Here is a 24,568-nt window from a genome sequence, read left to right as displayed (position 1 = left end):
AACACCTCTATCCACTGCGCGGTGGTCAGCTCTTTTTCCTGCGCGGCAAAATCGAGCGGGTTGGAGCAGTACGGACACTGCAGCGGACAGCGGTAGGTCAGCTCCGCCAGCAGCCAGAGGGGCGGATTCACCGCCGGCGCACGTGGTTCAGTCACGGAAGGTCACCCATTTTTGTTCGTAGGCGCGCTGGAAAAACTCCAGCACGTCGTCCGCCAAGCCTTCGGCGCCGGGGAAGCGGGCGTTCAGCTGGGCGATGATGCCGTTCAGCGTGGTGTGGCCGTCGACCAGCTGCAAGATGGCGGCGGCGCTGTCGTTCAGTTTGGCCATGCCTTCCGGGTAGAGGATCACGTGGCTGTTTTGCACCGGCTCCCATTGCAGGCGGTAGCCGCGGCGGAAGACGGGGGTGTGTTCAGGGTTCAGCGTCATTACACCAGCCTCTGGTTGTGCCAGACCCGCGCGGCGGTCACGCTGTGGTAAGGCGGGCGGTTCAGGGTATAGGCCATGCTCATGGCGTCCAGCATGCTCCACAGAATGTCCAGCTTGAACTGCAGGATCTCCAGCATACGCTGCTGCTTTTCAACGGTATCGCAATAGTCCAGCGCCAGCGCCAGGCCGTGTTCCACGTCGCGGTTGGCCTGGCCGAGGCGGCTGCGGAAATAGCCGTAACCGGCGGCGTCGATCCACGGGTAGTGTTGCGGCCAACTGTCGAGGCGCGACTGGTGGATCTGCGGCGCGAACAGTTCGGTCAGCGAGCTGCAGGCCGCTTCCTGCCAGCAGGCGCGGCGCGCGAAGTTGACGTAGGCGTCCACCGCAAAGCGCACGCCCGGCAGCACCAGCTGTTCAGAAAGCAGGGCGTCGCGCTGCAGGCCGACGGCCTCGCCGAGGCGCAGCCAGGCCTCGATACCGCCTTCGCTGCCGCCGTAGCCGTCATGATCCAGAATGCGCTGCACCCATTTACGGCGGGTGTCCGGCTGCGGGCAGTTGGCCATGATCGCCGCATCCTTGATCGGAATGCTGGTCTGGTAGTAGAAGCGGTTGGCCACCCAGCCCTGGATCTGCTCACGCGTCGCTTCGCCGTTGTGCATTGCGATGTGGTACGGGTGGTGAATGTGGTAATAAGCGCCTTTGGCGCGCAGCGCCGCTTCAAATGCCTGCGGAGTCAGTGGGAGTGGTTGCGTCATGGCGATTCCCTACAGTTCGATGTTCATGCCGTCCCAGCTCACTTCGATGCCGGCGGCGGTCAGACTTTGCCGCTCTGCCGAGTCTTCATTGAGGATCGGGTTGGTATTGTTAATGTGGATCAGGATCTTGCGTTTGGCGGGCAAGGCGCTGAGCAGGGCCGCCAGCCCGTGCTCTTCCGCCAGCGCCAGGTGCCCCATGTCCTTGCCGGTGTTGCGCCCCACGCCGGCGTTGGCCAGCTCATTGTCGCGCCACAGCGTGCCGTCGATCAGCAGGCAGTCGGCGCGGCGCAGCCAGGGCATCAAGGCCTCGTCCGGCTCACCCAGGCCCGGCGCGTACAGCAGACCGACCCCGCGCGCGGTATCTTCGATAAACAGCGCCACGTTGTGGCCCGGCAGCGGGCGATCGCGGTACGGCGAATAGGGCGGCGCGTTGCTGAGCAATGGAATGGCGGTAAAGCGTACGTTCGGGCAGACCGCCGTGCGGAACGGTTCACCGGGCGTTACCGGGTGGTGAATCAACCCGCCGTTCCAGTGGGAGAGCATGGGAAACACCGGGAAACCGGTGCTGAGATCGTCATGCACTTCAGGGGGGCACCAGACGTGGTGCGGGCAGCCCTCACGCAAATTGAGCAAGCCCGCGCAGTGATCGATCTGGCTGTCGGTCAGCACGATCGCGCCGATGCCGGTGCCGCGCAGCACGTCGGGATTGTTCAATTCGGGCGAGGCCAGCAGCTGATGGCAAATGTCCGGGGAAACGTTGCACAGTACCCAGTTTTTACCGTCGTCGCTGACGGCGATGGAAGACTGCGTGCGGCGCGTGGCGTTGATGCTGTGGCTGCGAACGCCCCGGCAGTTGTCGCAGTTGCAATTCCACTGGGGAAAGCCGCCGCCCGCTGCCGAGCCGAGAACTTTTATCTGCATGTCTGAACCAGAAAAAGAGGGAAAGAAATGCCCGCGCGAAAGGCGGGCAGACGGGCGATTAACGGTTGGAAATGTACAGCGTCACTTCCAGCCCCAGACGCAGGTCAACAAATTCAGGTTTAGTCCAGGTAGTCATAGCGGTGCTCCTTTGCATGCATCGTGATAGTTCGAAGCCAATGAGAAAGATTCGCATTAGGCCGGCCCAATGTTGGCGAAATGTGACGAAGATCGCAACCTTTAAAGCGTAACCGGGTTATTCACCCCAGGTGGCGGCGAGCACGTTCAGCCAGTTGCGCCAGGTCAGCTTCTCCAGCAGCCGGTTATCGAACCCGGCCTGCGCCAGCGCTTGCGTCAGGCGCGGCAGGCCGGCGGCGTCCTCCAACGGTTGCGGTACGTTGACCCCGTCAAAATCAGAGCCAAATCCCACGCGATCTTCACCAAGTTTAGCGATCAAATACTCAACGTGTTTAACAATTTCTGTTAGACCTGTCGTTGCACTGTCACGTTTACCGTCCGCGCGCAGGAAGGCGGTGCCGAAATTGACGCCGACTATCCCGCCGCTCTGGGCGATGGCCTCCAGCTGTGCGTCGGTCAGGTTGCGCGGCTGCGGGCAGAGGGCGTGGACGTTGGAGTGGGTGGCGACCAGCGGTGCGCGGCTCAGCGCGGCGGTTTGCCAGAAGGTTTTCTCGTTCATGTGCGAGACGTCAATCATGATGCGGCGCTGGTTGCAGGCGCGGATCAGCGCCTCGCCGGCCGGCGTCAGGCCGGGGCCGGTATCGGGGGAGCCGGGGAACGGCCCGCTGACGCCGGTGCCGAAGGCGTTCGGCAGATTCCAGAATGGCCCGATGCTGCGCACGCCCAGCCGGTAGAAGGCCTCCAACTGCGTCAGCTCCGCATCGATCATGCCGGCGCCTTCGATATGCAGCACCGCGGCCATTTGCCGGTTGAGGCGGCACTGTTCTATCTCGGCGGCGGTGCGGCAGATGCGCAGCCGCCCCTGAGAAGCCTGTTCCAGCTGATAAAGGATAGCGATCTGCCGTTCGGCGATCGCCAGCGGATCGAAGGCGGCCTGCGCCTCCTCCGGCGTTTGATTACGCATCTGGGCGATATAGCTGACCGGGGGAATAAATACCGCGAACAGCCCGCCGCAGAATCCGCCGCGCTGCATGCGGGAGAAATCGAGGTGGCCCGGCGTGACGCGGGAATAAAAGGCGGCGACCGGATCGTCATCATGCTGTAGCCACAGGTTGAGCAGCAGATCGTTATGGCCGTCGAACACCGGCCAGAGAGGGGGAAGCGTCATGGGCATTTCACTGAGTCAGGCATCATGCACGCTATGTTGTACGATCGCGCGAGGGGGAACAACCCCCGCGCGATGAGGGATTTAAAGGCGTATCGACAGCTCGACGTCATCCGCGAACGGCGTGGAGAGATAACCCGACGCCGGAGAACGCACGCGCGCCAGATATTCCGGGCTGTAATCGGCGTTGTCGGCGACGATCAGCGCGCCGGGGCGCAGACGATTTTCCAGCAGCGCGAGGATATCGGGGTAAAGCCCCTTGGCGCCGTCCAGCAACAGCAGGTCGACAGTGGCCGGCAGATCGTCGCGCAGCGTTTCCAGGGCATCGCCCACGCGGATCTCCACCAGATCGACGACGCCGCCTTCGGTCAGGTTGTGGCGCGCCTGCGCCGCTTTGCTCGGTTCAAACTCGCAGGTGATCAACCGGCCGCCGCCGTTGTCGCGCAGCGCGGCGGCCAGGTGCAGCGTTGAAATACCGAACGACGTGCCGAATTCGACGATGTTTTGCGCCCGACAACCGCGCGCCAGCATGTACAGCAATGCGCCGGTTTCCGGCGACACCGCCAGGGGGAAATCCTTCAGGCGATGGTAGAGTTCACGATAGTCGGTTTTACTCTGCATCAGTCGATTTTGCTCTTCGTCAGGCACGTCGCGGAACAGGGCGGCGAGCGCCGGTGAACGGCCGGCGGCCTGCTGGAACAGGGTGCTTAGCAGCGGCGCCAACGGCGCGGTGGTCAGGGTACTCATGGCAAAACTCCCGTAGAAAAAGTGAGCGCGAAAGCGCGTGCCGCTATAATATGACGAACTATTCGCATTTCACTATTCGCATTGGCGCCCGCTATGACTGAACGCCGCAGTAAGCAAATTTCCTCGAGAAAACAACCGCAACAGGCGCGATCCGCCGAATTGGTCTCCGCCATTTTGACCGCCGCTATTCAGGTTTTGGCGCAGGAGGGCGCCGCGCGTTTCACTACCGCCAGAGTGGCTGAACGTGCCGGCGTCAGTATCGGTTCGCTTTATCAGTATTTTCCCAACAAAGCGGCGATCCTGTTTCGTTTGCAAAGCGACGAATGGCGGCAGACCACCGCCATGCTGAGCGGCATTCTGGCCGATAGAGAGACTGCGCCGTTCGAGCGTTTACGGTTGCTGGTGCAGACATTTATCCGTTCGGAATGTGAAGAGGCGCAGATGCGCGTGGCGCTGAACGATGCGGCGCCGTTGTACCGCGATGCGCCGGAGGCGCAGGCGGCGAAGGCCACAGGCAAGGGTATCGTGCAGGTGTTTATGGGCGAAGCGCTGCCCGATGCGGCGGAAGGTGTCCGTACGTTGGCAGGCGAGCTGATCGTCGGCACGCTTGGGGCGGCGGGCAAGCAATTCTCCGAAACGCCGCGCAGCGATGTGGAAATTGTGGCTTATGCCGACGCGATGGCGGACATGTTTTGCGCCTATCTGGCCGATTTAAACGGGCGAGCGGCGCCGTAAGGGAATGTTTGGTGACGTTGTCACTTGAGGTGCGCGGTGCCTACGCCCGCTGGCGGCAGACGGCCAACACCAACTGCCGCAGCCAGCGGTGATCCGCCTCGGCGTCCAGGCGCGGGTGCCACATCTGCGAGACGGTGATGGGCGGCGTTCTTACCGGCAGCTCGAAGACGCGCAGCGGGCCATCGGCAGGTTGAGCCTGCAGGAAAGAGGCGGGCAGCAATGCCAACAGGTTCGAGGCTTGCGCCACCGCCAGCGCGGCGGGAAAGCTCGGCACCACGGCGGCGATATGGCGTGCCAGCCCCAGCTCCGCCAGCGCGGCGTCTACCGGCCCGAGGATGCGCCTGCAGGCGGATTTCCGGCCCCATTTTGCCCAGCACGCCGATCTCCAGATCGACCAGCCCTTCACGCAGGGGGCGGTCGCTTTTCTCCGGCTTGGGCGCAAAGCGCAACCGCGCCCGCGGCGCCTGTTCGGCAGCGGCGGCGATCAGCGCCGGGCCGAAGGCCTCGACGAAGCCGTCGTTGGCGCGCAGCGTGAAGGTACGATCCAGCGCGGCGGGATCCAATGCTCCCTGCGCCGGGCGCAACACAGCGCGCGCTTCGAACGTCGCGTGCCGCGCCCGCTCGCACAGCGTTTCGGCATAGGGCGTCAGCACCATATGACGGCCGGCGCGCACCAGCAGGGGATCGCCGGTGGCCGCGCGCAGTCGGCTGAGGGTACGGCTCATCGCCGAGGGGCTTAAACCGAGACGGCGCGCCGCGCCGGCAACGCTGCCCGCCGTCAGCAGCGCGTCGAGCGCGATCAGCAGGTTGAAATCCGGGTCGGTCATGCGTTTATCCTGTGGCGCTGGAAATAAGGGAAGGCGTTGGCTGCAGTATATCAGCGTAAACGCTGCGTCTCCTGCGATTGATGAGCAATAAAAAAGCCGATAACAAACGTTATCGGCTTTACAGGCAGGGGGACGACGTTACGCCGGCAGCTGCTGCGCGGTTTTCTCGACCAGCGCCAGCAACAGCTTGATGTCTTCCAGCGTCACGATCGGGTTCAGCAGCGTCATTTTCAGGCAGGTTACGCCATCGAACTCGGTCACGCCGACGTTGGCGCGGCCCGATTCCAGCAAGGCGTCACCGATGCGCTGGTTGAACAGGGCGACCGCCGCGTCGCCTTTCGCCGCCAGCTGCGCCGGACGGTAGCGGAACAGCACGCTGGCCAGCTGCGGCTGCATCACCAGTTCCAGTGATTCCTGGTCGGCGATGTAACGCGCCACCTGTTGCGCCAGCGTGACGCCGTGATCGATGATCTCGGCGTATTGCTTCTGCCCCAGCGCTTCCAGCCCCATCCACAGCTTCAACGCATCGAAGCGGCGGGTGGTCTGCAGCGATTTGGAGACCAGGTTCGGCACGCCTTGCGCTTCGTCGAATTCGGAGTTCAGGTAGGCCGCCTGATAGCGCATCAGCTCGTAGTGGCGCTCGTCTTTCAGCAGGAAGGCGCCGCAGCTGATGGTCTGGAAGAACTGCTTGTGGAAGTCCAGGGTGATGGAGTCCACCAACTCCAGGCCGTCCAGGTAGTAGCGGTACTGCTCGGAGAGCAGCAGCGCGCCGCCCCAGGCCGCATCCACGTGCACCCAAATTTTCTGCTCCGCCGCCAGCCGCGCGATATCGCGCAGCGGGTCGATCGCACCGGCGTCGGTGGTGCCGGCGGTGGCGACGATCGCCATCACCTGCTCGCCGTTAGCCTTGGCCTGCGCCAGTTTTTCCGCCAGATCGTTCACGTCCATGCGGGCGAAGCGATCGGTTTTCACCAGCGTGACGGACTGGTAGCCGAGGCCCATCAGCGCCATGTTCTTCTGCACCGAGAAGTGGGCGTTTTCAGAACAGAACACTTTCAGCTTGCGCAGATCGCCCACCAGACCGTCCTGCTGCACGGAGTGGCCCTGACGCGCGAAGAACGCATCGCGCGCCAGCATCAGCCCCATCAGGTTGCTCTGGGTGCCGCCGCTGGTGAACACCCCGGCGTCGCCGGGCTGGTAACCGACCTGGGCGCGCAGCCACTCGATCAATTTCATTTCGATCAGCGTGGCCGACGGGCTCTGATCCCAGGAGTCCATGCTTTGGTTGGTGGCGTTGATCAGCACTTCGGCGGCCTGGCTAATCACCAGGCTCGGGCAGTGCAGGTGCGCCACGCACTGCGGGTGGTGCACCGACAGGCTGTCTTTCAAAAAGTACTCGATGGCGCGCTCGATCGCCGCCTGGTTGCCCAGGCCTTGCGGGGTGAAGTCGAGCTGGATGCGCTCGCGCAGTTCGGCAACGCTTTTGCCCTGATACATCTCGGGCTGTTGCAGCCACTGCACGACGGCTTCACTGCTCTGTGCGATCGCCTGGCGGTAAGCCTCGGCGCTGTGCGCCGAGGAAGCCAGAATCGGGTTTAACTTGGACATCGCGGTTATTCGCTCCACTCAGACTGGCTTGACGCCGGCGGCCAACAGCGCCTGCTCAAATTTATCCAGGAAAATACCCAGCTCATCGTTGGTGATCAGCAGCGAAGGCAGCAGACGCAGCACGCAGCCGTTGCGCCCACCGCGCTCCAGGATCAGACCGGATTCGAAGCATTTCTTCTGCAGCAGCGCGGACAGCTCGCCATCGGCCGGGTAGCAGCCCATGTGATCCTGCGCTTCGTTCGGCTTGACGATCTCGATGCCGATCATCAGGCCCAGACCGCGGACGTGGCCGATCACCGGATAACGTTTCTGCAGCTCGGCCAGCTTGCCTTTCAGCCACTCGCCCTGAGCGGCCACTTTGTCGGCGACCTTATGCTCTTTCAGGTACTGCAGGGTGGTCAGGCCGGTGGCCATCGCCAGCTGGTTGCCGCGGAAGGTGCCGGTGTGGTGGCCCGGTTCCCAGGCGTCGAACTCTTTTTTGATGCCCAGCACCGCGAGCGGCAAGCCGCCGCCGACCGCTTTCGACATCACGATGATGTCCGGCTCGATGCCCGCGTGTTCGAAGGCGAACAGCTTGCCCGTACGGGCGAAACCGGCCTGAACTTCGTCGATGATCAGCAGAATGCCGTGTTCCTGGGTCACTTTGCGGATGCGCTGCAGCCACTCGGCCGGCGCCGGGTTAACCCCGCCTTCGCCCTGAACGGCTTCCAGGATCACCGCAGCCGGTTTACGCACGCCGCTTTCCACGTCGTTGATCAGGTTGTCGAAGTAGTAGGTCAGCGCCTTGACGCCGGCTTCACCGCCGATGCCCAGCGGGCAGCGGTATTCATGCGGATAAGGCATGAACTGCACTTCCGGCATCATGCCGTTGATCGCCGCCTTCGGCGACAGGTTGCCGGTGACCGACAGCGCGCCGTGGGTCATGCCATGATAACCGCCGGAGAAGCTGATCACGCCGGAACGGCCGGTGTGCTTTTTCGCCAGCTTCAGCGCGGCTTCCACCGCATCGGCGCCGGACGGGCCGCAGAACTGCAGGCAATACTCTTTGCCTTCGCCAGGCAACAGAGAGAGCAGGTAATCGGAGAAACGATCTTTCAACGGGGTCGTGAGATCGAGAGTATGTAACGGCAAGCCGCTGGTAATGACATTTTGGATGCTTTGCAGGACGTCGGGGTGATTATGTCCAAGAGCCAACGTTCCCGCCCCGGCCAGGCAATCAAGATATTGATTATTCTCAACATCAGTGATCCAAACGCCCTGGGCTTTCGCAATTGCCAACGGCAATTTGCGCGGATAACTCCTAACATTCGACTCAAATTCGGCTTGACGCGCCAAATAGGTTTCATTGTTTCCGTTTAATGAGTTTGCAACTAAAGTATCAATACGGACTTTATCCGTCATCATATCTCTCCTACAACCGAAGGTCTCAAGACGCAACGATTGAATTAATGAATTAGAAAAGTAACTGCCTTGTGAAAAGCGCGACCAATATATGGCTTTTTCGCCTGGGACTCAATAGCCGATTTTGTTTTGAATTGTTTAGTTTTTTCTTAGGCTCATCAATATGTTGTTGATTTGTTGACCGTTGGTTTTGCCGGCAGAAAACAACATTTATTTAACATTGCGTAAAAATCCTTTTCTGCTTTCCTTTGGCTGCTTCTTTAATGCATTTATTATTAAGGTGAATTTCCGATTAATAACATAAATAGAAAATAGCGGCTTATTTTCATCTATTCACCACCTTAAGTCCTATAGCGGTTATATACACAAAATTTGTGATGAATATAAGCAATCGAGCGTTAAAAGCGCAGTATCCAGAGTGGTGATTTCTTGCAGATTTTACGTAGCGCGATCAAAACAGCGGGATTTTTGTGCGGTGCCGGCATGTCTGCCGGCGCCGCGGTCATTAACGTTGCCGTAACCAGGCATGATAGCGCCGCAGAGTGCGGCGGGTGCGCCACCGATCGATGAGCAGCGACCACAGCGGGGAGTAACGCACGTTGCGCGTCCGATTGCGGCTCAGAGCGTGCATGCGGCGCTTGATCAGCGCCATGCGGGCGAGCAGCGTCAGCGTTTTGTCGCGCCATTTTACCGGCGCGGGCAGCGCATGAGGGGCTTCGCCGGTTTGCCAGCGGCACGGCAGATCGGGAATTTCCGCCATGGCGGTGGCGATGCCGACCACCGCGACGCCGCTGTTCAGCACCCGTTGCGCCACCGTCGGGCGGGTGATGCCGCCGGTGGTCATCACCGGCATGCGGGCTACTGCGGCGAGATCGCGGGCAAAGGTCAGAAAATAAGCTTCACGCGCCAGGGTACTGTCGTCTGCCGTTTCGCCCTGCATCGCCGGGCTTTCATAGCTCCCGCCCGATAACTCCACCAGATCGACCGGCAGTTCGTTGAGCATCTGCAACACCTGCCGGGCTTCGTCCGGCGAAAAGCCGCCGCGCTGAAAATCGGCGGAATTGAGCTTTACCGCCACGCAAAAACCTGGCGAGACCCGCTTGCGCACCGCGCGTACCACCTCCAGCAGCAGGCGGGCGCGATTTGCCAGCTCGCCCCCCCAACGATCGCTGCGCTGGTTGGCCAACGGCGACAAAAACTGAGAGATCAGGTAGCCATGTGCCGCGTGGATCTGCACGCCGGTAAACCCGGCCCGTTCGGCGGCGTGTGCGCTGGCGGCAAAGCGGGCGATCACCTCGGCAATCTGCGCTTCGCTCATGGCTTCCGGCTGCGCGAACGCTTTGCTGTACTTACCCATGGCCATCGGAATGGCGGAGGGCGCCCAGGCGTTGCCGCCCATGTCGGCCATTACCTGGCGGCCCGGGTGGCTGAGCTGCATCCAAACCTGCGCGCCTTCCTGGCGCGCGGCCTTGGCCCAGGTTTCGAACGAGGCGAGCGGCGTATCCTGTTCCAGCACCACGCCGCCGGGGCCGGTCATGGCGCGGCCGTCGATCATCACGTTGCCGGTGATGATAAGACCGGCGCCGCCGATACCCCAGTGGCGATACAAGCGCCATAGCGCGGGGCCGGGCAGTTGGCCTTCATCGGCCAAATTTTCTTCCAACGCGGCTTTGGCCAAACGGTTGGTCAGGCGGCTGCCGTTGGGCAGTGTCAGTGGGGTAAACATCGGGTTTGCGCTCCTGTCGCAGGGGGAATGGCGCTATACTAGGTTTAAAGTTAACTTTAAGGTCAATAGGGCATGAAGATCGGAGAATTGGCGGAACGGGCCGGCGTGGCCGCCTCGGCGATACGCTACTACGAGCAGCAGGGCCTGCTGCCTAAAGCAGTGCGCGGCGTCAACGGTTATCGGGTGTATAGCGAAAGCGCGCTGGAGCGGCTGCACCTGATCCAAATCGGCCAGAATCTGGGTTTTTCGCTGCAGGCGATCCAACGCGTGCTGGCGCTGCAGGGCAGCGCTTATGAGGATGGGTTGATACAGGGCGTCGAGACCCGTCTGGCGGAAATCGAGCGGATGTTGGTCACGCTGAATGAACAGCGAGAAGCATTGCTGGCGACCCGACTTACCTTGCTGGGATCCGGCGTGGCGGGGTTATGCCAGGTCAAAAATGAAAAGTTGGCCGGTGCGTGGCCGGCCTGCAAAGATTAGCGGCGTTTAAAGGCGGAGCGCCCGGCATATACCGCCGCGGTGCCCAATTGGTCCTCAATGCGCATCAGCTGATTGTATTTTTCGATGCGCTCGCCGCGGCACGGTGCGCCGGTTTTCACATGGCCGGCTCGCATCGCAACCGTCATATCGGCGATAAAGCTGTCGACGGTTTCGCCGCTGCGGTGCGAGATAAAGGCGCCCCAGCCGTTCGCCTGACAAAGCTGCACGGCGGCGAAGGTTTCGCTCAGGGTGCCGATCTGGTTCAGCTTGATCAGCGCGGCATTAGCCAACCGTTCATCAATCCCGCGCTGGATATATTTCACGTTGGTGACGAACAGATCGTCACCGACCAGCTCCACCTGGTCGCCCAGGGCGTCGCTCAGAATACGCCAGCCGGCCCAATCGTCCTCGGCCAAGCCATCTTCAATCAGCACAATGGGGAAATCCTGCACCAGCCGCTGGTAATAGGCCGTCATCTGGGTTGCGTCCAACTCGAGGTTCTCGCTGCGCAGGCGGTATTTGCCGTCGGCGTAGAATTCACTCGAGGCCGGATCCATGCAGATAGCGATATCTTCTCCCGGTCGGTAGCTGGCTTTCTCTATCGCCTGAACGATTAGCTCCAGCGGCTGGCGGTTTGAGGCGACCGCCGGCGCGAAACCGCCTTCGTCGCCGACGCCGACCGACAGGCCTTGTTCCAACAGGATTTGGCGCAGCGCCTGATAGACTTCACTGCCCCAGCGCACGGCCTCGCGCAGCGACGGCGCGCCCAGAGGGGCTATCATAAACTCCTGAAAGTCCGCCCCTTGCCAACGGGCGTGCACGCCGCCGTTAATGATATTCATGCAGGGCACCGGCAGCAGGTTGGCGCCGATGCCGCCCAGATAACGATACAGCGGCAACTGCGACAATTGCGCCGCGAGGCGGGCGGCGGCCAGAGAAACGCCGAGCAGGGCGTTGGCCCCCAATCGGCTCTTGTTCTCGCTGCCGTCCAGCGCGATCAGCCGGCGGTCAATCTCCTGTTGTTGGCGCACATCCACCCCGCGCAGCGCCTCATTGATCGCCGTTTTGACGCTGTGCACCGCCTCCAGTACGCCTTTGCCGCCGAAACGGTGCGGATCGCCGTCGCGGTGCTCCACCGCCTCGCGCGACCCGGTGCTGGCGCCGGAGGGGACCGAAGCCCGGGCCACGACGCCCGCCGCGCTCATTTCGACTTCGACGGTCGGGTTGCCGCGCGAATCCAGGATTTCTCTGGCGGTTACGCTTTCAATCTCATAGCTCATGGGTAGTCACCTCATTCTAGGGAGTTGGCACATGCTTTATCAGCACGTCGATGGACAAATGGTTAATGAATTCGAAGCCGAAGGAGGAAAAGACGCCGAACGGACGGTTCTGATGGCCTAACAGCAACAGATCGACGCCTTCGCGGGCAATCAGGGCTTCGACGTCTTTGAAGCGATGGATACTGACAATTGCGCGCACCTCCAGGGGGATTGAGCAGTCTTCCACCAGACGGCTGAGCATGGCCTTGGCGGCGATCACCTCGCTGGACTGGCGATCTTTGGTCAGCGAATCGCTGAGGTAGTCCAGCTCGGCATAGTCGGCACTGATGTGCGCCACGGTAATGCGCGTATTCATCTGCTGATTGAGGCGTTCGGCATGATGCAACAGCAGCCGGCCGTCGCGTTCATCCTGTACCAGCAGTAAAGCATGTTGGTAGAGCGGCATGACTTATCTCCCTGCGTTAGCGATCTGGCGGGTTAACCACGGTAAAACCTCTTTTTTCCGGCTCGTCATGCCGGGCAGAGACACCTGACGAATGTCGAGCACCCGGTTCGGCGAGAAATACAGAGTGGAGCGACGGCAGGTGATATCGGTGACCAATAGCGCGGCCATCTCCAGCCCGGCTTCCTGCTTCGCGTGTTCAAGCGCCTGTTGCAGTGCGGGCAACAGTGGATCGATGTCGCTCATGGTTCGCACTTCTATCTGCGACAGCAGCAGCGAGACGCTCTGGATGCGGTAATTCTTGGCGTCGCGGTGCAGCAACTGCGCGGCGGATTGCCCCGAGAGATCGGTTTTGGCGGCGAGCAGCCCGGCGGTGAAGGCGTCATAGTCGACATGAGAAATTGCGCGCAACCGCGAGACCGCCAGCCGATCCTGTTCGGTGGCGGTCGGCGCGCTCAGCGCGACGGTATCGCTCAAAATGGCGCCCAGCAGCAGCGTGGCCTGGGCGGAAGAAAGCGGCATCGGCCTTTCCGCCGCCAGGATCTGCAGGATCACGGTGGCGCAACAGCCGACGGCGCGAACCCAGACATCGGGCGGGTTGCGGGTGATTAACGTGCCCAGCCGGTGATGGTCGATAACGCCGACCACATCGCTGTCGGGCAATGAGGCCGGCCCTTGTTCGACGTCGGTAAAATCGACCAGCCAGACTTTACGGTCACGGAGATCGCCTTTCAGCAGCGGAGGCGCTTGTACGCCGGCGGCGGCCAGTATGTAGCGGGTTTCCGGCGTCAGTTCGCCAAGGCGGAAAGCGACGGCCGGTTTGCCGAGGTGATTGAGCCAGTCCGCGACCACCAGCGCGCTGCAGATGCTGTCGCTGTCGGGATTTTTATGGCCGAAAACGTACAGCGGCATTTCCCGCGCGTCGGCATCGGGCTGGAGTGGAAAAGGGGTAAAGCGTGAGATTTCATTCATAGCGACTCCTGACATACCTGCCTAAAAAATAAAGCGAAGTTGTATATCAGGCGTCATCATCCGGTTCGAGCGAACGCGGCGGTTGGGAAAGGTGGAACACCATCACCTTGTGAACGACTGTAGCGCAGCGCGGTGACAAACGCAACGCCTGGCAAAGCTGGCGAGAATGCGCAATCGGATTGATACTGAGTGAGTCTATGATGGACAAGGATATTTGCCGCTAATCGACGGAAACGCTGAACGGACTCACGCGGCTATGCCGGGTCCGTCGGTGACACAATGGGAGACAACATGCTCGAACCCTGCTTCCCCGAAAACGAAGCCGAACGCCTGTCGGTATTGCATTCGCTGAACGTGCTGGATTCAAACTCGGTGGAAAAACTGGATCGCATCACGCGGTTGGCGGCGAAATACTTCGGCGTGACCATCGCGCTGGTGTCGCTGATCGACCGGGATCGCCAATGGTTTTTATCGCGTTACGGTCTGGATGCCCGGGAAACGCCGCGCAATATCTCGTTTTGCGGCCATGCTATCTTGCAACGCGAAGCGCTGGTGGTGCCCGATACCGCCAAAGACCCGCGCTTTTTCGATAATCCGCTGGTGATTGGCGGGCCGCGGATCGGTTTTTACGTCGGGCAGCCACTGCTGTCGCTCGACGGGGTGCCGCTCGGTACCCTGTGTATTATCGACAGCCAGCCGCAGCCGTTTTCCCCGGAACAACTGGCTGACCTGCACGATTTCGCCGCCGTGGTGGAGGAGTATTTGCAGAGCATTGAACGCCACGTCTATACCGAAAACCTGAAGTCCAATCTGCAACGCTCGGAAGCCCTGTTCGAACAGACCTTCGCCCAGGCGGCGGTAGGGATGGCGCTGGTGTCGCTGCAGGGGTATTGGCTGCGGGTCAATCCGCGCATCTGCGAAATGTTGCGCTATTCCGAGCGCGAGCTGATGGATCGCACCTTTCAGGACATTACCTATCCGCTCGATCTCAACACCGATCTGGAAAAACTGCAGCAGCTGCTGAGAAACGAGATCAGCACTTACTCGCTGGAGAAACGTTATTTCCGCGCCGACGGCTCGATCATCTGGGTGCAGCTGACGGTGGCGTTAAACCGGCTGCCTAACGGCAAGCCGGACCATTTCATCTCGGTTATCGTCGATATCAGCGAGCGCAAGGCGGCGGAGGCCGATCTGTTCGCTCTGCAACACGAGCTTGAACAACGCGTCGAAATCCGCACGCGAGAGCTGAACGTGGTCGTCAAGAAACTCAACGAAGAGATTGAAACCCGGGTGCTCGCCGAATGTCAGCTCAGTGCGGAGAAGGAGCGTTTGCGCGCCATTACCGACAACATGCCGGCCTTAATCAGCCAGATCGACGGCAATGAACGCTACCTGTTCGCCAACAGCGCCTACAAAACCTGGTTCGGGCTGGAGGAGTCCAGTCTCAGAGAAATGACGGTGCGCGATTTCATGGGGGAAAGCGTTTATCGGATAGCAAAACCGATGATCGAACGGGCCCTCGCGGGCGAAATGGTGAGTTTCGAGAATGAGCTCCAGACCCAGAAGGGGTTGCTGATGATCCACACCACGCTGGTGCCGTGTGAAGCGCAGGGGTTTTACATTCTGTCGATGGACATTACCGAGTTGAAGCGGCTGCAGCAGCGGCTGGAATATGACGCAACCCACGACATGCTGACCGGATTGACCAATCGCCGCGCGTTTCTGCGCCGGTTGTCGGGCACGCTGCAGGCCTGTTGCCATCAGCGGCAGATGGCGCTGTTGTTTATCGATCTCGACGGGTTCAAAACCCTTAACGACAGCTATGGTCATGACTTCGGCGACGCGATTCTGAAGACATTCGCCACATTGCTCAGCGCCTGCGCCGGCGAGCACCACAGCGTCTCGCGCCTGGCCGGTGACGAGTTCACGGTGATCCTGTGGCCGTTGACGGATCCGCAGCGCGAAGTCAGCGAATTTTGCGAAAATGTGTTGGCGCAACTGGCCAAAATTACGCAGATCGGGCCGCAGAAGGTACGGCTTTCCGCCAGCATCGGCGCGGCCATTTCCCCACGCGGCGATGTGACGGAGGAGATGCTGCTGACCCGCGCCGACGGCGCAATGTATCAGGCGAAATCGGCCGGAAAGGGGACTTATGCCATCTGCGAGCTGTGAGCGTGCAACGGTGGCGGTCTCAGGGTAAGCTGTTTTTTCTTTTCCTGTGAGCAGAACTCCGGATTTATTGCATGGCGTCAAATCATCAACATACCGACTGGCTCGAACTGCGGCGCGATGACGAAACCGGTATTGAGAGCGTCAACGCCCACTTTCAGGGGCATGCCTACGATCCTCACGATCATGATGAAATGCTGGTGGGCGTCACGCAGCAGGGCTTGCAGCGTTTCAATTGCCACCGCTCGCTGCATACCAGCCGACCGGGGCGCGCCATGCTGATCGAGCCGGGCGCGGTGCACGATGGCCATGCGCCGCAGGCCGAAGGGTTTACCTATGCGATGCTTTATCTGCCGCAGCGCTGGGTCTCCGACGCGATGCAGCGCCGCGGATTAGGGGACGCCTCAGTGCTGGAAGGCGCCTTTCACAGCACGTTGACCGACGATCCGATGCTGGCGACCGCGATACAACAGGCTTTTTTTGCGTTGCATCAGAGGGAAGGCCGGCTGGCGCGCGATCAAAGCCTGGACCAACTGCTGACGCTTTTGGCGCGGCATATACGCGTCAGGCCAACGTCCCAAAGCGATGACGCTTTGATTGAGATGAATCGTTTACGGGACTACTTGCACGAGCACATGGCGGATAATCCCAGTCTGGAGGAACTTGCGCTTCAGTGCGGCCTGGATCGTTTCCGTCTGACTCGCCAATTCACCCGCGCTTTCGGCCAGTCGCCGCATGCTTACCTGATCCGGCTGAGGCTGCGTGCCGCGCGACTGTTACTGGCGCAGGGGGAAGAGCCGGCGCAGGTCGCCATGCAGGTAGGCTTTGCCGACCAGAGTCATTTGGGCCGCTGGTTCCGGCGCGCCTACCGTTTATCGCCGGCGGCCTATCAACGCCAGTGCACAAACGTTCTATACCGCTGACTCGCTCATCGCCGATGATGTGCTTTTAACAGCACAACGGAGTAAAGCGAAACATGTTTGATACCAAGATAGCGTTTATCGTGCGTGACGATCTGCAAACCTGGCAGCGGCTGAACGTGGTGGCCTTTCTGGCGACGGGCATCGCCGCTGCGGCCCCGGAGATCATCGGCGAGCGTTACGTGGACGCGCAAGGCAGACGCTACGGCGGCATTTCCGGGCAGCCGATGCTGATTTTCGCCGCGGATCTGCCGGGCCTGCAAAATGCGCATCGTAAAGGGCTGGAACGGGAATTGACGCTGATCCCCTATGTGCACGCCATGTTCTCGACCGGGCACGATGAAGCCAACCGGCAGGTTTTTCTCGCTGAAAACGCGGACAACCTGGACTTGGTCGGCCTGGCGCTGCGCGGGCCGAAGAAAGCGGTGGATAAGGCGATAAAAGGGCTGACGCTCCACGCCTGAGAATACCGTTAGCGCGGTGCGCTTCCAATACGGCGCTTAGGCCTGGAACGTCTGCAGCCAGGCGGCGAATTTTCTCACGACCTCATCGTCCCGATCGCGCAGCAGCAGGGAGTAAACGCCGGTTCGGATAGTCAACGCCGGGAAAGGCGACACCAGCCGACCGGACGACAGATGTTTGGCGCAGAACAGGTAAGGTACGACGGCCAGCCCCAGGCCGTCTTCGGCCGCCTGAATGGCGGCGAAGGTATGGTCGAGCGTGAGCGGCGGCGGTGAGGCGTCCAGCGCCGTCGGGTAGGTATTCAGCCAGCTGTGCCATAAATCTTCCCGGGCGCGAATGCGGATGGCGGTATGCTCGCCAAGCTTGTCCGGCGCACTGACCGGCATGGCGCGCAAATAGCTCTGGCTGCAGACCAGCAAGCTGTCTTCCTGCAGGAAAGGGATCGCCTTCAGCCCGGAGAAGTGCGCGGGATCGCGCCGGATCGCCACGTCAAACGGCGTATTGCGATCGACGGCGCCGGTGCTGGTGGTGATATCAACCGCGATCCCCGGATGTATCTCATTGAATGCCGCCAGCTTTGGCATCAGCCAGTGCATGGTAAACGTCGGCAGGCTGTGCACTACCAGCCGCTGCCGGCCGGCGCTCGCTTTCAGCGCGCTTTCCGCTGCAAACAATTCGCTTATCACCCGAGACGCGGTGCGCGAAAAATTCTCACCGGCCGGCGTCAGCCGCACGGACTTGTGCGCGCGATAAAACAGCGTGATCCCCAGCTGTGCTTCCAGGCTGCGAATATGGCGGCTAATTGCGCCCGTGGTGAGAAACAGCTCATCCGCAGCGGCGCTGAAGCTGCCCAGACGGGCGGCGGCTTCGAATGCGGACAGGTGTGGCAGGGAGTGAACTTTTTTCATAGGTTGAGTTTAGCTCAACCAAATGAGGGACGAAAGATCGTTTGTCAGCCGTTGATTTTGCTCATTATTATGGCGCATTCTCCCTTGTCTGTGAGTGTGTCATGCTGACGTTTTCCCCGCCTGTCGCCCGTGTTAGTCGAGTCATCCTCACCCATCGATGGACAGGGAGGCGGCGCTGAGATGCGAGCTTTCTTTCTGCTTTGCGTAAGCCGGGCAGGCCTCTGCCTGGGCACCATGATGTTCGCCGGCGCATTGCCGACCATCAGGAGCGAGTGGCAGCTCGACGCCGCCTCCGCCGGTACGGTGCAGACAGTGTTCAGCCTGACCAACGCCCTGGCGTTGCTGGTGGCCTCCTGGTGGTGCGATTCGTTGGGCGCGCGCCGGGTTTATCTGCTGTTCTCCTGGCTGGGCGCCGCTGCGTTGATGCTGTTCGCCGTATTTGCCCATTCTTATCTCGGCGCGTTGGTGTTGATGGCCTTCGTCGGTTTGACGCAGGGCGGGGCTTATACGCCGGCGCTGCTGTTGGCGATGGGGATGAACGGTCCGGCGCGGCGCGGTTATGCCATTGGCATGGTGCTGACGGCCAGTTCGCTGGGGTATTTTCTGTCGGTTTTCATCGCCGGTTGGAGCGCCATGCGCTGGGGCGCAGGCGTGGCGTTTTCTCTGTGCGCCGCCGGTGCGTTACTGGGAGCGCTGGCGGGATCGTTGGCCCTGGTCGGTTATCGGGAACCGCAACCGCGCACGCTGGGGAGGAAGACGAAACGTGAAAGCTATGCTATCACCTACGCGACCCTGCTGTTGCTGATCGGGTATATCGCCCACAGCTGGGAGCTGCTCGGCAACTGGGCCTGGGCACCCAGCCTGGTCAGCGAGGCGTTGAGCGGCTTCTCTCTGGATCCGCTCAGCGCCGGATTGATCGTCGCGGCGGTGATCCACCTGGCCGGCATGGTGGCTACATTGATTGTCGGCACCGTTTCGGACTATTTCAATCGCGCGTCGGTGCTGATGTTTATGGGCGCCGCCGGCGCGTTGGGTTCGCTGTTGATGGGATGGTCGGCGAACTGGGGGCCGGGCTGGACGCTGCTTATCGTCAGCATCGGCAGTTTCTTCATCCTCGGCGACTCCGGCGTGCTGTCGGCTGCGATGGCGGACAACGTGCCGCCGCAACAGCTTGGCAGCGTGATGGGCTGGCGATCGTTGCTGGGCTTCGGCATCGGTTCGTTCGCCCCGTTATCCTTTGGCGTGGTGATGGATACCACCCACAGTTGGGGCGCGTCTTACGCCGTGCTGGCCTGCGGCGGCGGGGTAGCCTGTTTGGCGGCATGGCTGCTTTGGCGACAACATTTGAAATGAGGCACGGGCATCATTAATGAATGGAACATCATCACGCATTATTATCGTGGGCGCCGGGATTGTCGGGGCATCGATCGCCTATCATCTTGCGCGTCAGGGGCAGCGCGTTATCGTCGTTGAGCAGGTGTATCCCGCGGCGGGGGCCACAGGCAGCTCGTTCGGCTGGATCAGCGAAGGCGTACCTGACGGCGCTCCCGATGCGTTTCTGCGGCGCGAGATCGTGGCTGACTGGATGCGCCTGACGCAGGAGATCCCGGAATTGTGGGTGAATTGGTCCGGCGCGCTCAGCTATGGTCAGGCACCGGCTACGCAAAACCCCGACAATCGGCGTCTGTCCTTAGCCGAGGTGATGGCGCTGGAGCCGGCGCTCAGGCGGCCCGATAGCCAGGCCTATTTTGCGGCGCGCGATGGCGCGGTCGATCCGCAAGAGGTGACACAGCGGCTGCTCGAACGGGTAGGCGCGTTGGGCGGCGAGTTGCTTCTGGGTCGTGCGGTCAGCGGATTTCTGCGCGAAGCCGGTGGGCAGATAACCGGCATCGTTACCGATGAGGGCGCGATCGCCGCCGAACGGGTCGTGCTCGCCTGCGGTACGGGGATCTCGGCGCTGCTGGACGGCAGCGAATTCTCGTTGCCGATCGAGGCGTCGCCGGCAATTTTGTTGCGCTATCACGCGGCGGCGCAGGCGGTGAACACGCTGATTGCGGGCGACGACATCGAAGTGCGTCATGCGCAAAATGGCGATCTGCTCGCGGCGGAGGATTATCCCGCTGGCGGCAATGTCAAACACGTGGAAGAGGACGCGCAATCGGCGATTCAAAGCCGCCTGCACGGCTCGGCGCCATTGCAGCTGCAGACGTGTTCGGTGGGGCTGCGCCCCAGGCCGCGCGACGGTTATCCCATCCTCGGGCCGCTGGGCGCCACCTGTCTCTATGTGGCGGTGATGCATCCGGCCGTGATGTGCGCTCCGACGCTGGGTCGGCTGGTCAGCGACGAGCTGCTGCACGGCGTTAATCCCGCCATTCCTCGCGGCTACCGCCCGGCGCGATTCACTGATCGGGCTGCTAGATAATCTTTCCGGCTACGGATTAACACCGTAATGCGCTCAACGTTGCAGCGGTTTTTTGCGCCGTCGGCGAGGCTCTTATATATTTATTAGCATGCCTGAGGCAGGTTAGGCATGAAACGGCGGTCGATCGGGCCGCTGCAAGTACGACAGTTAATCCGTTCGCCAAGAGGCTGCGAGCCTGTGCTTTCGGTAGGGACAGCCGCCAATCGTTTCTACGGCGACCGAAGGCGGAGCAGCTACTCACCGGTCACGAGGACACTTACCATGCATAAGAGAACACTGGCGTCACTGCATTACGAAAACATGCCTTACGATGGGGTACACTTTCACATTTTGAAACGGGAGACGCCTGGCCATACGGCGTTGCTGAAGCTGGATGCGGGCAGCCGGCAACCGGCGCGTTTTCATCCGGGCTGGGTGAAACTGATGGTGCTGAGCGGTGAACTGAAGGTTGACGATCAGACGTTGCAACCCCATGAGATGTTGATCATTCCTGCCAATACCGCTTATACGGTACAGGCCATCACGGAAGTGATTTGTCTGGCGATTTCCGAGCTGGACGGCGCCGAGTTGGCCCGTTGATGAGATAACAACGTTGGATGGAGGAGAGCCTAGGCGCTCTCCTTATCCCTTCAGCAGTAAGCCGTCCCCCAGGCCGAGCTACCTGCTGATTGATGCGTACACCTCCTGATTATGCCACCGCGCTTTCCCTCTCCATCACTTTCGGCCGCGTCGCCCCCGCAACGAGCCGCCATCGCGCAGCGCATGCGCAACGTCATCGCCTCCGTTTTACGCAGAACGATGAAATTTTGGTGTAAATAGTGAGTTTCTTCGCATAAGGCCCCTGGTGTGGCTTGCGAGAACGTCACTATATGGAGGATCATGCGCTCCCTCTATCAAATAAAAGACATTCGCGTTATCAAAAGGGACAAACGATCATGGGATTCGAAGTCGACAACGCCGAAACGAAACGCATTGACCTCAGCAGCCACGAAAATTCCTCGTTCGAGGTGACGGGGCTGGTGAAACACTATCCGGCGGGCTTCGTCATTCCTTACCACTCGCATAAACGCTGTCATTTGCTCTATTCGCAACAGGGCGTTATGGCGGTCGAGGCGAGCAGCGGTCGCTGGATCGTGCCGCCCACCACCGCGGTTTGGTTGCGGCCGGGGGTAGAACATCAGATCGTCATGCAGAGCAACATCTGCGTTTACGGGATTTTGGTCGATGAAATCACCGCCGCGCGTTTGCCGCTGCGCGACGGCGTATTACAGGTTTCACCGCTGTTGCGAGAACTGATCGCCCAGTTGGCGACGCTGGCGCCTGAAGGGGCGGAGACCAAACGCAATGCGCTGCTCAGAGCGTTGTTCCTGGAGGAGCTGAGCCTGCAGCCGCAGCTGGCGCTGCATCTGCCTTGGCCGGTAGAGGCGAGAATGGCCGAAATTTGCCGGCAGTTGGTCATCACGCCGGCCGACGAACGCGGTATTGAGGCCTGGGCCGATTCACTGTCGATCAGCGTAAAGACCTTTCAACGCCATTTCAGCCAACAAACCGGCATCACCTTCGGCCAGTGGAAACAACGCCTGCGGCTGCTGTCGTCCATTCCGCTGCTGCTGGCCGGCAACTCGATCATCCACGCCGCCTTCGAAAGCGGTTACGAGAGTCACAGCGCCTATTCGGTGGCGTTCAAAAAACTGTTTGGCGTTTCGCCTTCGCGCTTTACGCTATAGCCTTATGGCATAGCGCGCTTCTCCTATAGATTGAAGCAACCTAATGACGTATAAAGCAAAGCAGTCAACTTCCGAGGCCGCGTCCCGTGATAAAAATTGTCGTGTATCTGATTCTCGCCGTGACGGTCGCCATTATTGCGGCAAGAGTCCTCTTTCGTTTGCCGGATATTTCGCAGCGTCTGCCGCAGGCGGCGTTGCCGGCGGATCCTGCCGCGCTATTGCCGGCGCGAGCCGCCGAACAGATGGCGGCGCATCCCGGCCTGAGCGGCGTGGTGCCGCTGGTCAGCGGCCACGATGCATTCGCCAGCCGCCTGGCGCTGGCGCGAATGGCGGAAAGGTCGATCGACGCCCAGTATTACATCTGGCATAACGATACCTCCGGGCAGATCCTGCTGAAAACCCTGTATGACGCCGCCCAGCGCGGCGTGCGCGTGCGGCTGCTCTTGGACGATAACGGCGTCGCGATGGACGAGACCCTGGCGGCGCTGAACGCCCAGGAAAACGTCGAGATCCGTCTGTTCAACCCATCAACCGTGCGCACGCCGAAGTTGGCCGGCTACGCCTTTGACTTTATGCGCATGAACCGGCGCATGCATAACAAGTCTTATATCGTCGATGGCGCTGTGGCGATCATCGGTGGCCGCAACATCGGCGACGAGTATTTCCAGGTCGGCGACGAAAACTATTTCCTCGATCTCGACGTGTTGAGCGTCGGTAACGTGGTGGCGGAAACCGCCGAGGTCTTCGATCGCTACTGGAACAGCGCTTCGGTGTTTGGCGTTGAGCAAATTATCCGAGGCAAAGGCAATCTTCCTGCTTTCCTGACGCAGGCCACCGCGACCGAAAGCAGTGACCGGGCCCGCAAACTGGCGGTGCAGCTGGAAACCAGTGCGGTGCGCTTTCGCGATGGCGCCGTGCAGCCGGAATTCACCCAGGTCGAGCTGGTGGCCGACGATCCGGCGAAGGGATTGGGCAAAGCGTCGCGCGATCGTTTGATGGTGACGCAGCTCAGCAAGATCATCGGCGGCGTCAACCAGCAGTTGGAGCTGGTTTCCGCCTATTTCGTGCCGGGCCGGGAAGGGGCGAGCTTTTTTGAATCGCTTGCCAAACAGGGGAAATCCATCCGTGTGCTGACCAACGCGATGAACACCACCGACGTGCTGGTGGTCCATGCCGGTTACGCCAAATACCGACGTGAGCTGCTGAAGGCGGGCGTCGAGCTGTTCGAGCTGAAATTGCGCGCCGGCCAACCGACGGGGCGCAAGGAGCTCAAACCGCTGGGGCTGTCCGGCGCGGCGCTGCACGCGAAAACCTTCGCCATCGATGACAAACGGGTGTTTATCGGTTCGTTCAATTTCGATCCGCGCTCGGCGCACCTGAACTGCGAAATGGGCTTTTTGATCGACAGCCCGACGCTGGCGGCCGACACCCGCCAACTGTTTGATGGCCCGCTCGAGTACGCCGCCTATCGGCCGACATTGACGCCCAAGGGTAAAATGGTGTGGAACGAAGCCTTCGAAGACGGCCACACCGAGGTGCACCAGCAAGAACCCGGCGCCGGCTGGGTAAAACGCATCGTTCTCACCGTGGCCGGCTGGCTGCCGATCGAGTGGATGTTGTAAGGGCGGCGAATGCCGCCGACACCCGTTAAGTCAACCGTTGCAAGGGAACCTATCCTGCGCTTATCGGTTGGCTTCAGCATCACCAGAGAGTTTAAAAGTAAACAACGCTGTTTCATTAACGCTGCCTGGTATCCAGCAGCTGCGTGCGATAGCGCTTTTGGTGTCGCGATAGAATTCCGGGGTGCCCGTTAGTACGATATTTCTGGCTTTACCCTTATCATCAACATCAAACGTTGCGCTCACTTCGCCTTCACGTTTTTCAGCCTTCGCAGAGGCGGAATAGTATGGCCGCTCATAAAAGACTTGGCCGTCGCATCCCAGGTTAGGCGGTTGCTTTGCCGCTGGAACATTGCTGCCTGCACGCCAGGCATAGACGCAATCGTTCACCGCACCGGCTTTTTCACAGCCATCAGGTTGCAATGGCGCGCAGCCGGCAAGTGCCAGGCTCAGCGGAATGAGGGTGAATCGTGACATGGCGTTTCCTGCATGTTCTATCAATCAGATAACGCATATTTTCGCTTAGCGCAGGGTATTTAGAAAGAGAAATTATGCGGCTTTCGCTAGGGTGTTAACCATTCTTTTCTTAAGCGATGCTCTACTCGAAAATATGAAGGTAAATAGTTTGTCGGGGTGGGGTTAATTCTTCGGTTAATTATATTTATTATTTTACTTCGCTATTGGAACTATTGATGAAAGTGATTACTTCACAAGAAATTAA

24 protein-coding genes, 2 pseudogenes and 1 riboswitch are annotated in these 24,568 nt (G+C 60.5%); of the genes and pseudogenes, 10 read left to right on the top strand and 16 right to left on the bottom strand.

Annotated elements, in window-relative coordinates:
- The 7 genes and pseudogenes from ACJ8QF_RS15080 to ACJ8QF_RS15050 form a co-directional block, all read right to left on the bottom strand.
- Positions 1-155: pseudogene (locus tag ACJ8QF_RS15080) on the bottom strand (pyrroloquinoline quinone biosynthesis protein PqqE); the annotation flags it as partial.
- Positions 148-426: a pyrroloquinoline quinone biosynthesis peptide chaperone PqqD gene (pqqD, locus tag ACJ8QF_RS15075; RefSeq protein ID WP_004929309.1), complete on the bottom strand. Its 279-nt coding sequence runs from the start codon at positions 424-426 to the stop codon at positions 148-150. The pseudogene ACJ8QF_RS15080 and the gene pqqD, both read right to left, overlap by 8 nt.
- Complete coding sequence (gene pqqC / locus ACJ8QF_RS15070) at positions 426-1,181, bottom strand: pyrroloquinoline-quinone synthase PqqC (RefSeq protein ID WP_442537650.1); 756 nt, start codon at positions 1,179-1,181, stop codon at positions 426-428. Before pqqC ends, pqqD begins: the two co-directional genes overlap by 1 nt.
- A gap of 9 nt (positions 1,182-1,190) precedes the next feature.
- Positions 1,191-2,102 carry a pyrroloquinoline quinone biosynthesis protein PqqB gene (pqqB, locus tag ACJ8QF_RS15065; protein ID WP_325962310.1) on the bottom strand — a complete coding sequence of 304 codons (912 nt, stop codon included), beginning with the start codon at positions 2,100-2,102 and terminating at the stop codon, positions 1,191-1,193.
- 58 nt (positions 2,103-2,160) lie between these two features.
- Complete coding sequence (pqqA, locus tag ACJ8QF_RS15060; RefSeq protein ID WP_004937827.1) at positions 2,161-2,238, bottom strand: pyrroloquinoline quinone precursor peptide PqqA; 78 nt, start codon at positions 2,236-2,238, stop codon at positions 2,161-2,163.
- 117 nt (positions 2,239-2,355) lie between these two features.
- Positions 2,356-3,405, bottom strand: coding sequence for a dipeptidase (locus ACJ8QF_RS15055; RefSeq protein ID WP_004937828.1), 1,050 nt, complete (start codon positions 3,403-3,405; stop codon positions 2,356-2,358).
- Between the two features lie 81 nt (positions 3,406-3,486).
- Entirely contained in the window at positions 3,487-4,149 is a 663-nt protein-coding gene (locus ACJ8QF_RS15050) for an O-methyltransferase (protein WP_004937830.1), read from the bottom strand.
- Between the two features lie 93 nt (positions 4,150-4,242).
- Here ACJ8QF_RS15050 and ACJ8QF_RS15045 point away from each other — a divergent pair, with 93 nt between their 5' ends.
- A complete protein-coding gene (locus ACJ8QF_RS15045) occupies positions 4,243-4,884 on the top strand; it encodes a TetR family transcriptional regulator (RefSeq protein WP_004937832.1) in 642 nt (213 codons plus the stop codon).
- 40 nt (positions 4,885-4,924) lie between these two features.
- Here ACJ8QF_RS15045 and ACJ8QF_RS15040 read toward each other — a convergent pair.
- From ACJ8QF_RS15040 to ACJ8QF_RS15025, 4 genes and pseudogenes are all read right to left on the bottom strand, one after another.
- Positions 4,925-5,711: pseudogene (locus ACJ8QF_RS15040) on the bottom strand (LysR family transcriptional regulator).
- Positions 5,712-5,849: 138 nt separating this feature from the next.
- A complete protein-coding gene (locus tag ACJ8QF_RS15035) occupies positions 5,850-7,319 on the bottom strand; it encodes a pyridoxal phosphate-dependent decarboxylase family protein (RefSeq protein WP_442537649.1) in 1,470 nt (489 codons plus the stop codon).
- Between the two features lie 18 nt (positions 7,320-7,337).
- On the bottom strand, positions 7,338-8,720 hold the full coding sequence (locus ACJ8QF_RS15030; RefSeq protein WP_004937838.1) for a diaminobutyrate--2-oxoglutarate transaminase: 1,383 nt from the start codon (positions 8,718-8,720) through the stop codon (positions 7,338-7,340).
- A 505-nt stretch (positions 8,721-9,225) separates the two neighbouring features.
- Positions 9,226-10,446: an NADH:flavin oxidoreductase/NADH oxidase family protein gene (locus ACJ8QF_RS15025; protein ID WP_325961851.1), complete on the bottom strand. Its 1,221-nt coding sequence runs from the start codon at positions 10,444-10,446 to the stop codon at positions 9,226-9,228.
- Positions 10,447-10,518: 72 nt separating this feature from the next.
- Between ACJ8QF_RS15025 and ACJ8QF_RS15020 the strand changes: the two genes are divergently transcribed.
- Positions 10,519-10,926, top strand: a complete 408-nt coding sequence (locus tag ACJ8QF_RS15020; RefSeq protein ID WP_031299644.1) for a MerR family transcriptional regulator — start codon at positions 10,519-10,521, stop codon at positions 10,924-10,926.
- Here the strand turns inward: ACJ8QF_RS15020 and eno are convergent.
- Genes eno through ACJ8QF_RS15005 form a run of 3 tightly spaced genes read right to left on the bottom strand, consistent with a single transcriptional unit; the run spans position 10,923 to position 13,620 of the window.
- Positions 10,923-12,206 (bottom strand): phosphopyruvate hydratase, encoded by a 1,284-nt coding sequence (eno, locus tag ACJ8QF_RS15015; protein WP_325961850.1) that lies wholly within the window; start codon positions 12,204-12,206, stop codon positions 10,923-10,925. The two genes, ACJ8QF_RS15020 and eno, sit on opposite strands and share 4 nt — an antisense overlap.
- Positions 12,207-12,222: 16 nt before the next feature.
- Positions 12,223-12,651 carry a hypothetical protein gene (locus tag ACJ8QF_RS15010; RefSeq protein ID WP_004937850.1) on the bottom strand — a complete coding sequence of 143 codons (429 nt, stop codon included), beginning with the start codon at positions 12,649-12,651 and terminating at the stop codon, positions 12,223-12,225.
- 3 nt (positions 12,652-12,654) lie between these two features.
- A complete protein-coding gene (locus tag ACJ8QF_RS15005) occupies positions 12,655-13,620 on the bottom strand; it encodes a DHHA2 domain-containing protein (protein WP_325961849.1) in 966 nt (321 codons plus the stop codon).
- Between the two features lie 40 nt (positions 13,621-13,660).
- A riboswitch (Fluoride riboswitch) is annotated at positions 13,661-13,736 on the bottom strand.
- A 175-nt stretch (positions 13,737-13,911) separates the two neighbouring features.
- Here ACJ8QF_RS15005 and ACJ8QF_RS15000 point away from each other — a divergent pair.
- The 3 genes from ACJ8QF_RS15000 (at position 13,912) to ACJ8QF_RS14990 (ending at position 17,173) form a co-directional block, all read left to right on the top strand.
- Entirely contained in the window at positions 13,912-15,792 is a 1,881-nt protein-coding gene (locus tag ACJ8QF_RS15000) for a diguanylate cyclase domain-containing protein (RefSeq protein ID WP_325961848.1), read from the top strand.
- Positions 15,793-15,863: 71 nt separating this feature from the next.
- On the top strand, positions 15,864-16,712 hold the full coding sequence (locus tag ACJ8QF_RS14995; RefSeq protein WP_015377873.1) for an AraC family transcriptional regulator: 849 nt from the start codon (positions 15,864-15,866) through the stop codon (positions 16,710-16,712).
- 53 nt (positions 16,713-16,765) lie between these two features.
- A complete protein-coding gene (locus ACJ8QF_RS14990) occupies positions 16,766-17,173 on the top strand; it encodes a DUF2000 domain-containing protein (RefSeq protein ID WP_021503689.1) in 408 nt (135 codons plus the stop codon).
- Positions 17,174-17,209: 36 nt separating this feature from the next.
- Here the strand turns inward: ACJ8QF_RS14990 and ACJ8QF_RS14985 are convergent, their stop codons facing one another.
- A complete protein-coding gene (locus ACJ8QF_RS14985; protein WP_075684954.1) occupies positions 17,210-18,079 on the bottom strand; it encodes a LysR substrate-binding domain-containing protein in 870 nt (289 codons plus the stop codon).
- Positions 18,080-18,259: 180 nt separating this feature from the next.
- Here ACJ8QF_RS14985 and ACJ8QF_RS14980 point away from each other — a divergent pair, with 180 nt between their 5' ends.
- The 5 genes from ACJ8QF_RS14980 (at position 18,260) to ACJ8QF_RS14960 (ending at position 23,850) form a co-directional block, all read left to right on the top strand.
- Positions 18,260-19,432, top strand: coding sequence for an MFS transporter (locus ACJ8QF_RS14980; protein WP_442537648.1), 1,173 nt, complete (start codon positions 18,260-18,262; stop codon positions 19,430-19,432).
- A 16-nt stretch (positions 19,433-19,448) separates the two neighbouring features.
- Positions 19,449-20,501 carry an NAD(P)/FAD-dependent oxidoreductase gene (locus ACJ8QF_RS14975; RefSeq protein WP_154870393.1) on the top strand — a complete coding sequence of 351 codons (1,053 nt, stop codon included), beginning with the start codon at positions 19,449-19,451 and terminating at the stop codon, positions 20,499-20,501.
- 261 nt (positions 20,502-20,762) lie between these two features.
- Positions 20,763-21,080 (top strand): cupin domain-containing protein, encoded by a 318-nt coding sequence (locus ACJ8QF_RS14970; protein WP_015377878.1) that lies wholly within the window; start codon positions 20,763-20,765, stop codon positions 21,078-21,080.
- Positions 21,081-21,436: 356 nt separating this feature from the next.
- Positions 21,437-22,228, top strand: coding sequence for an AraC family transcriptional regulator (locus tag ACJ8QF_RS14965; RefSeq protein ID WP_004937878.1), 792 nt, complete (start codon positions 21,437-21,439; stop codon positions 22,226-22,228).
- Positions 22,229-22,314: 86 nt separating this feature from the next.
- The gene (locus ACJ8QF_RS14960; RefSeq protein ID WP_049188891.1) at positions 22,315-23,850 is read left to right on the top strand and encodes a phospholipase D family protein; all 1,536 of its coding nucleotides are present in this window, start codon (positions 22,315-22,317) and stop codon (positions 23,848-23,850) included.
- 60 nt (positions 23,851-23,910) lie between these two features.
- Here the strand turns inward: ACJ8QF_RS14960 and ACJ8QF_RS14955 are convergent, their stop codons facing one another.
- Positions 23,911-24,324, bottom strand: a complete 414-nt coding sequence (locus ACJ8QF_RS14955) for a hypothetical protein (RefSeq protein ID WP_004937885.1) — start codon at positions 24,322-24,324, stop codon at positions 23,911-23,913.
- Positions 24,325-24,568: the final 244 nt, after the last annotated feature.

It is taken from the genome of Serratia sp. CY81684 (assembly GCF_052166595.1).
GTDB classification, from domain to species: domain Bacteria; phylum Pseudomonadota; class Gammaproteobacteria; order Enterobacterales; family Enterobacteriaceae; genus Serratia; species Serratia nematodiphila.
Note: the sequence above shows the minus strand (reverse complement) of the source record. Positions and strands in the feature narration are given on the sequence as shown.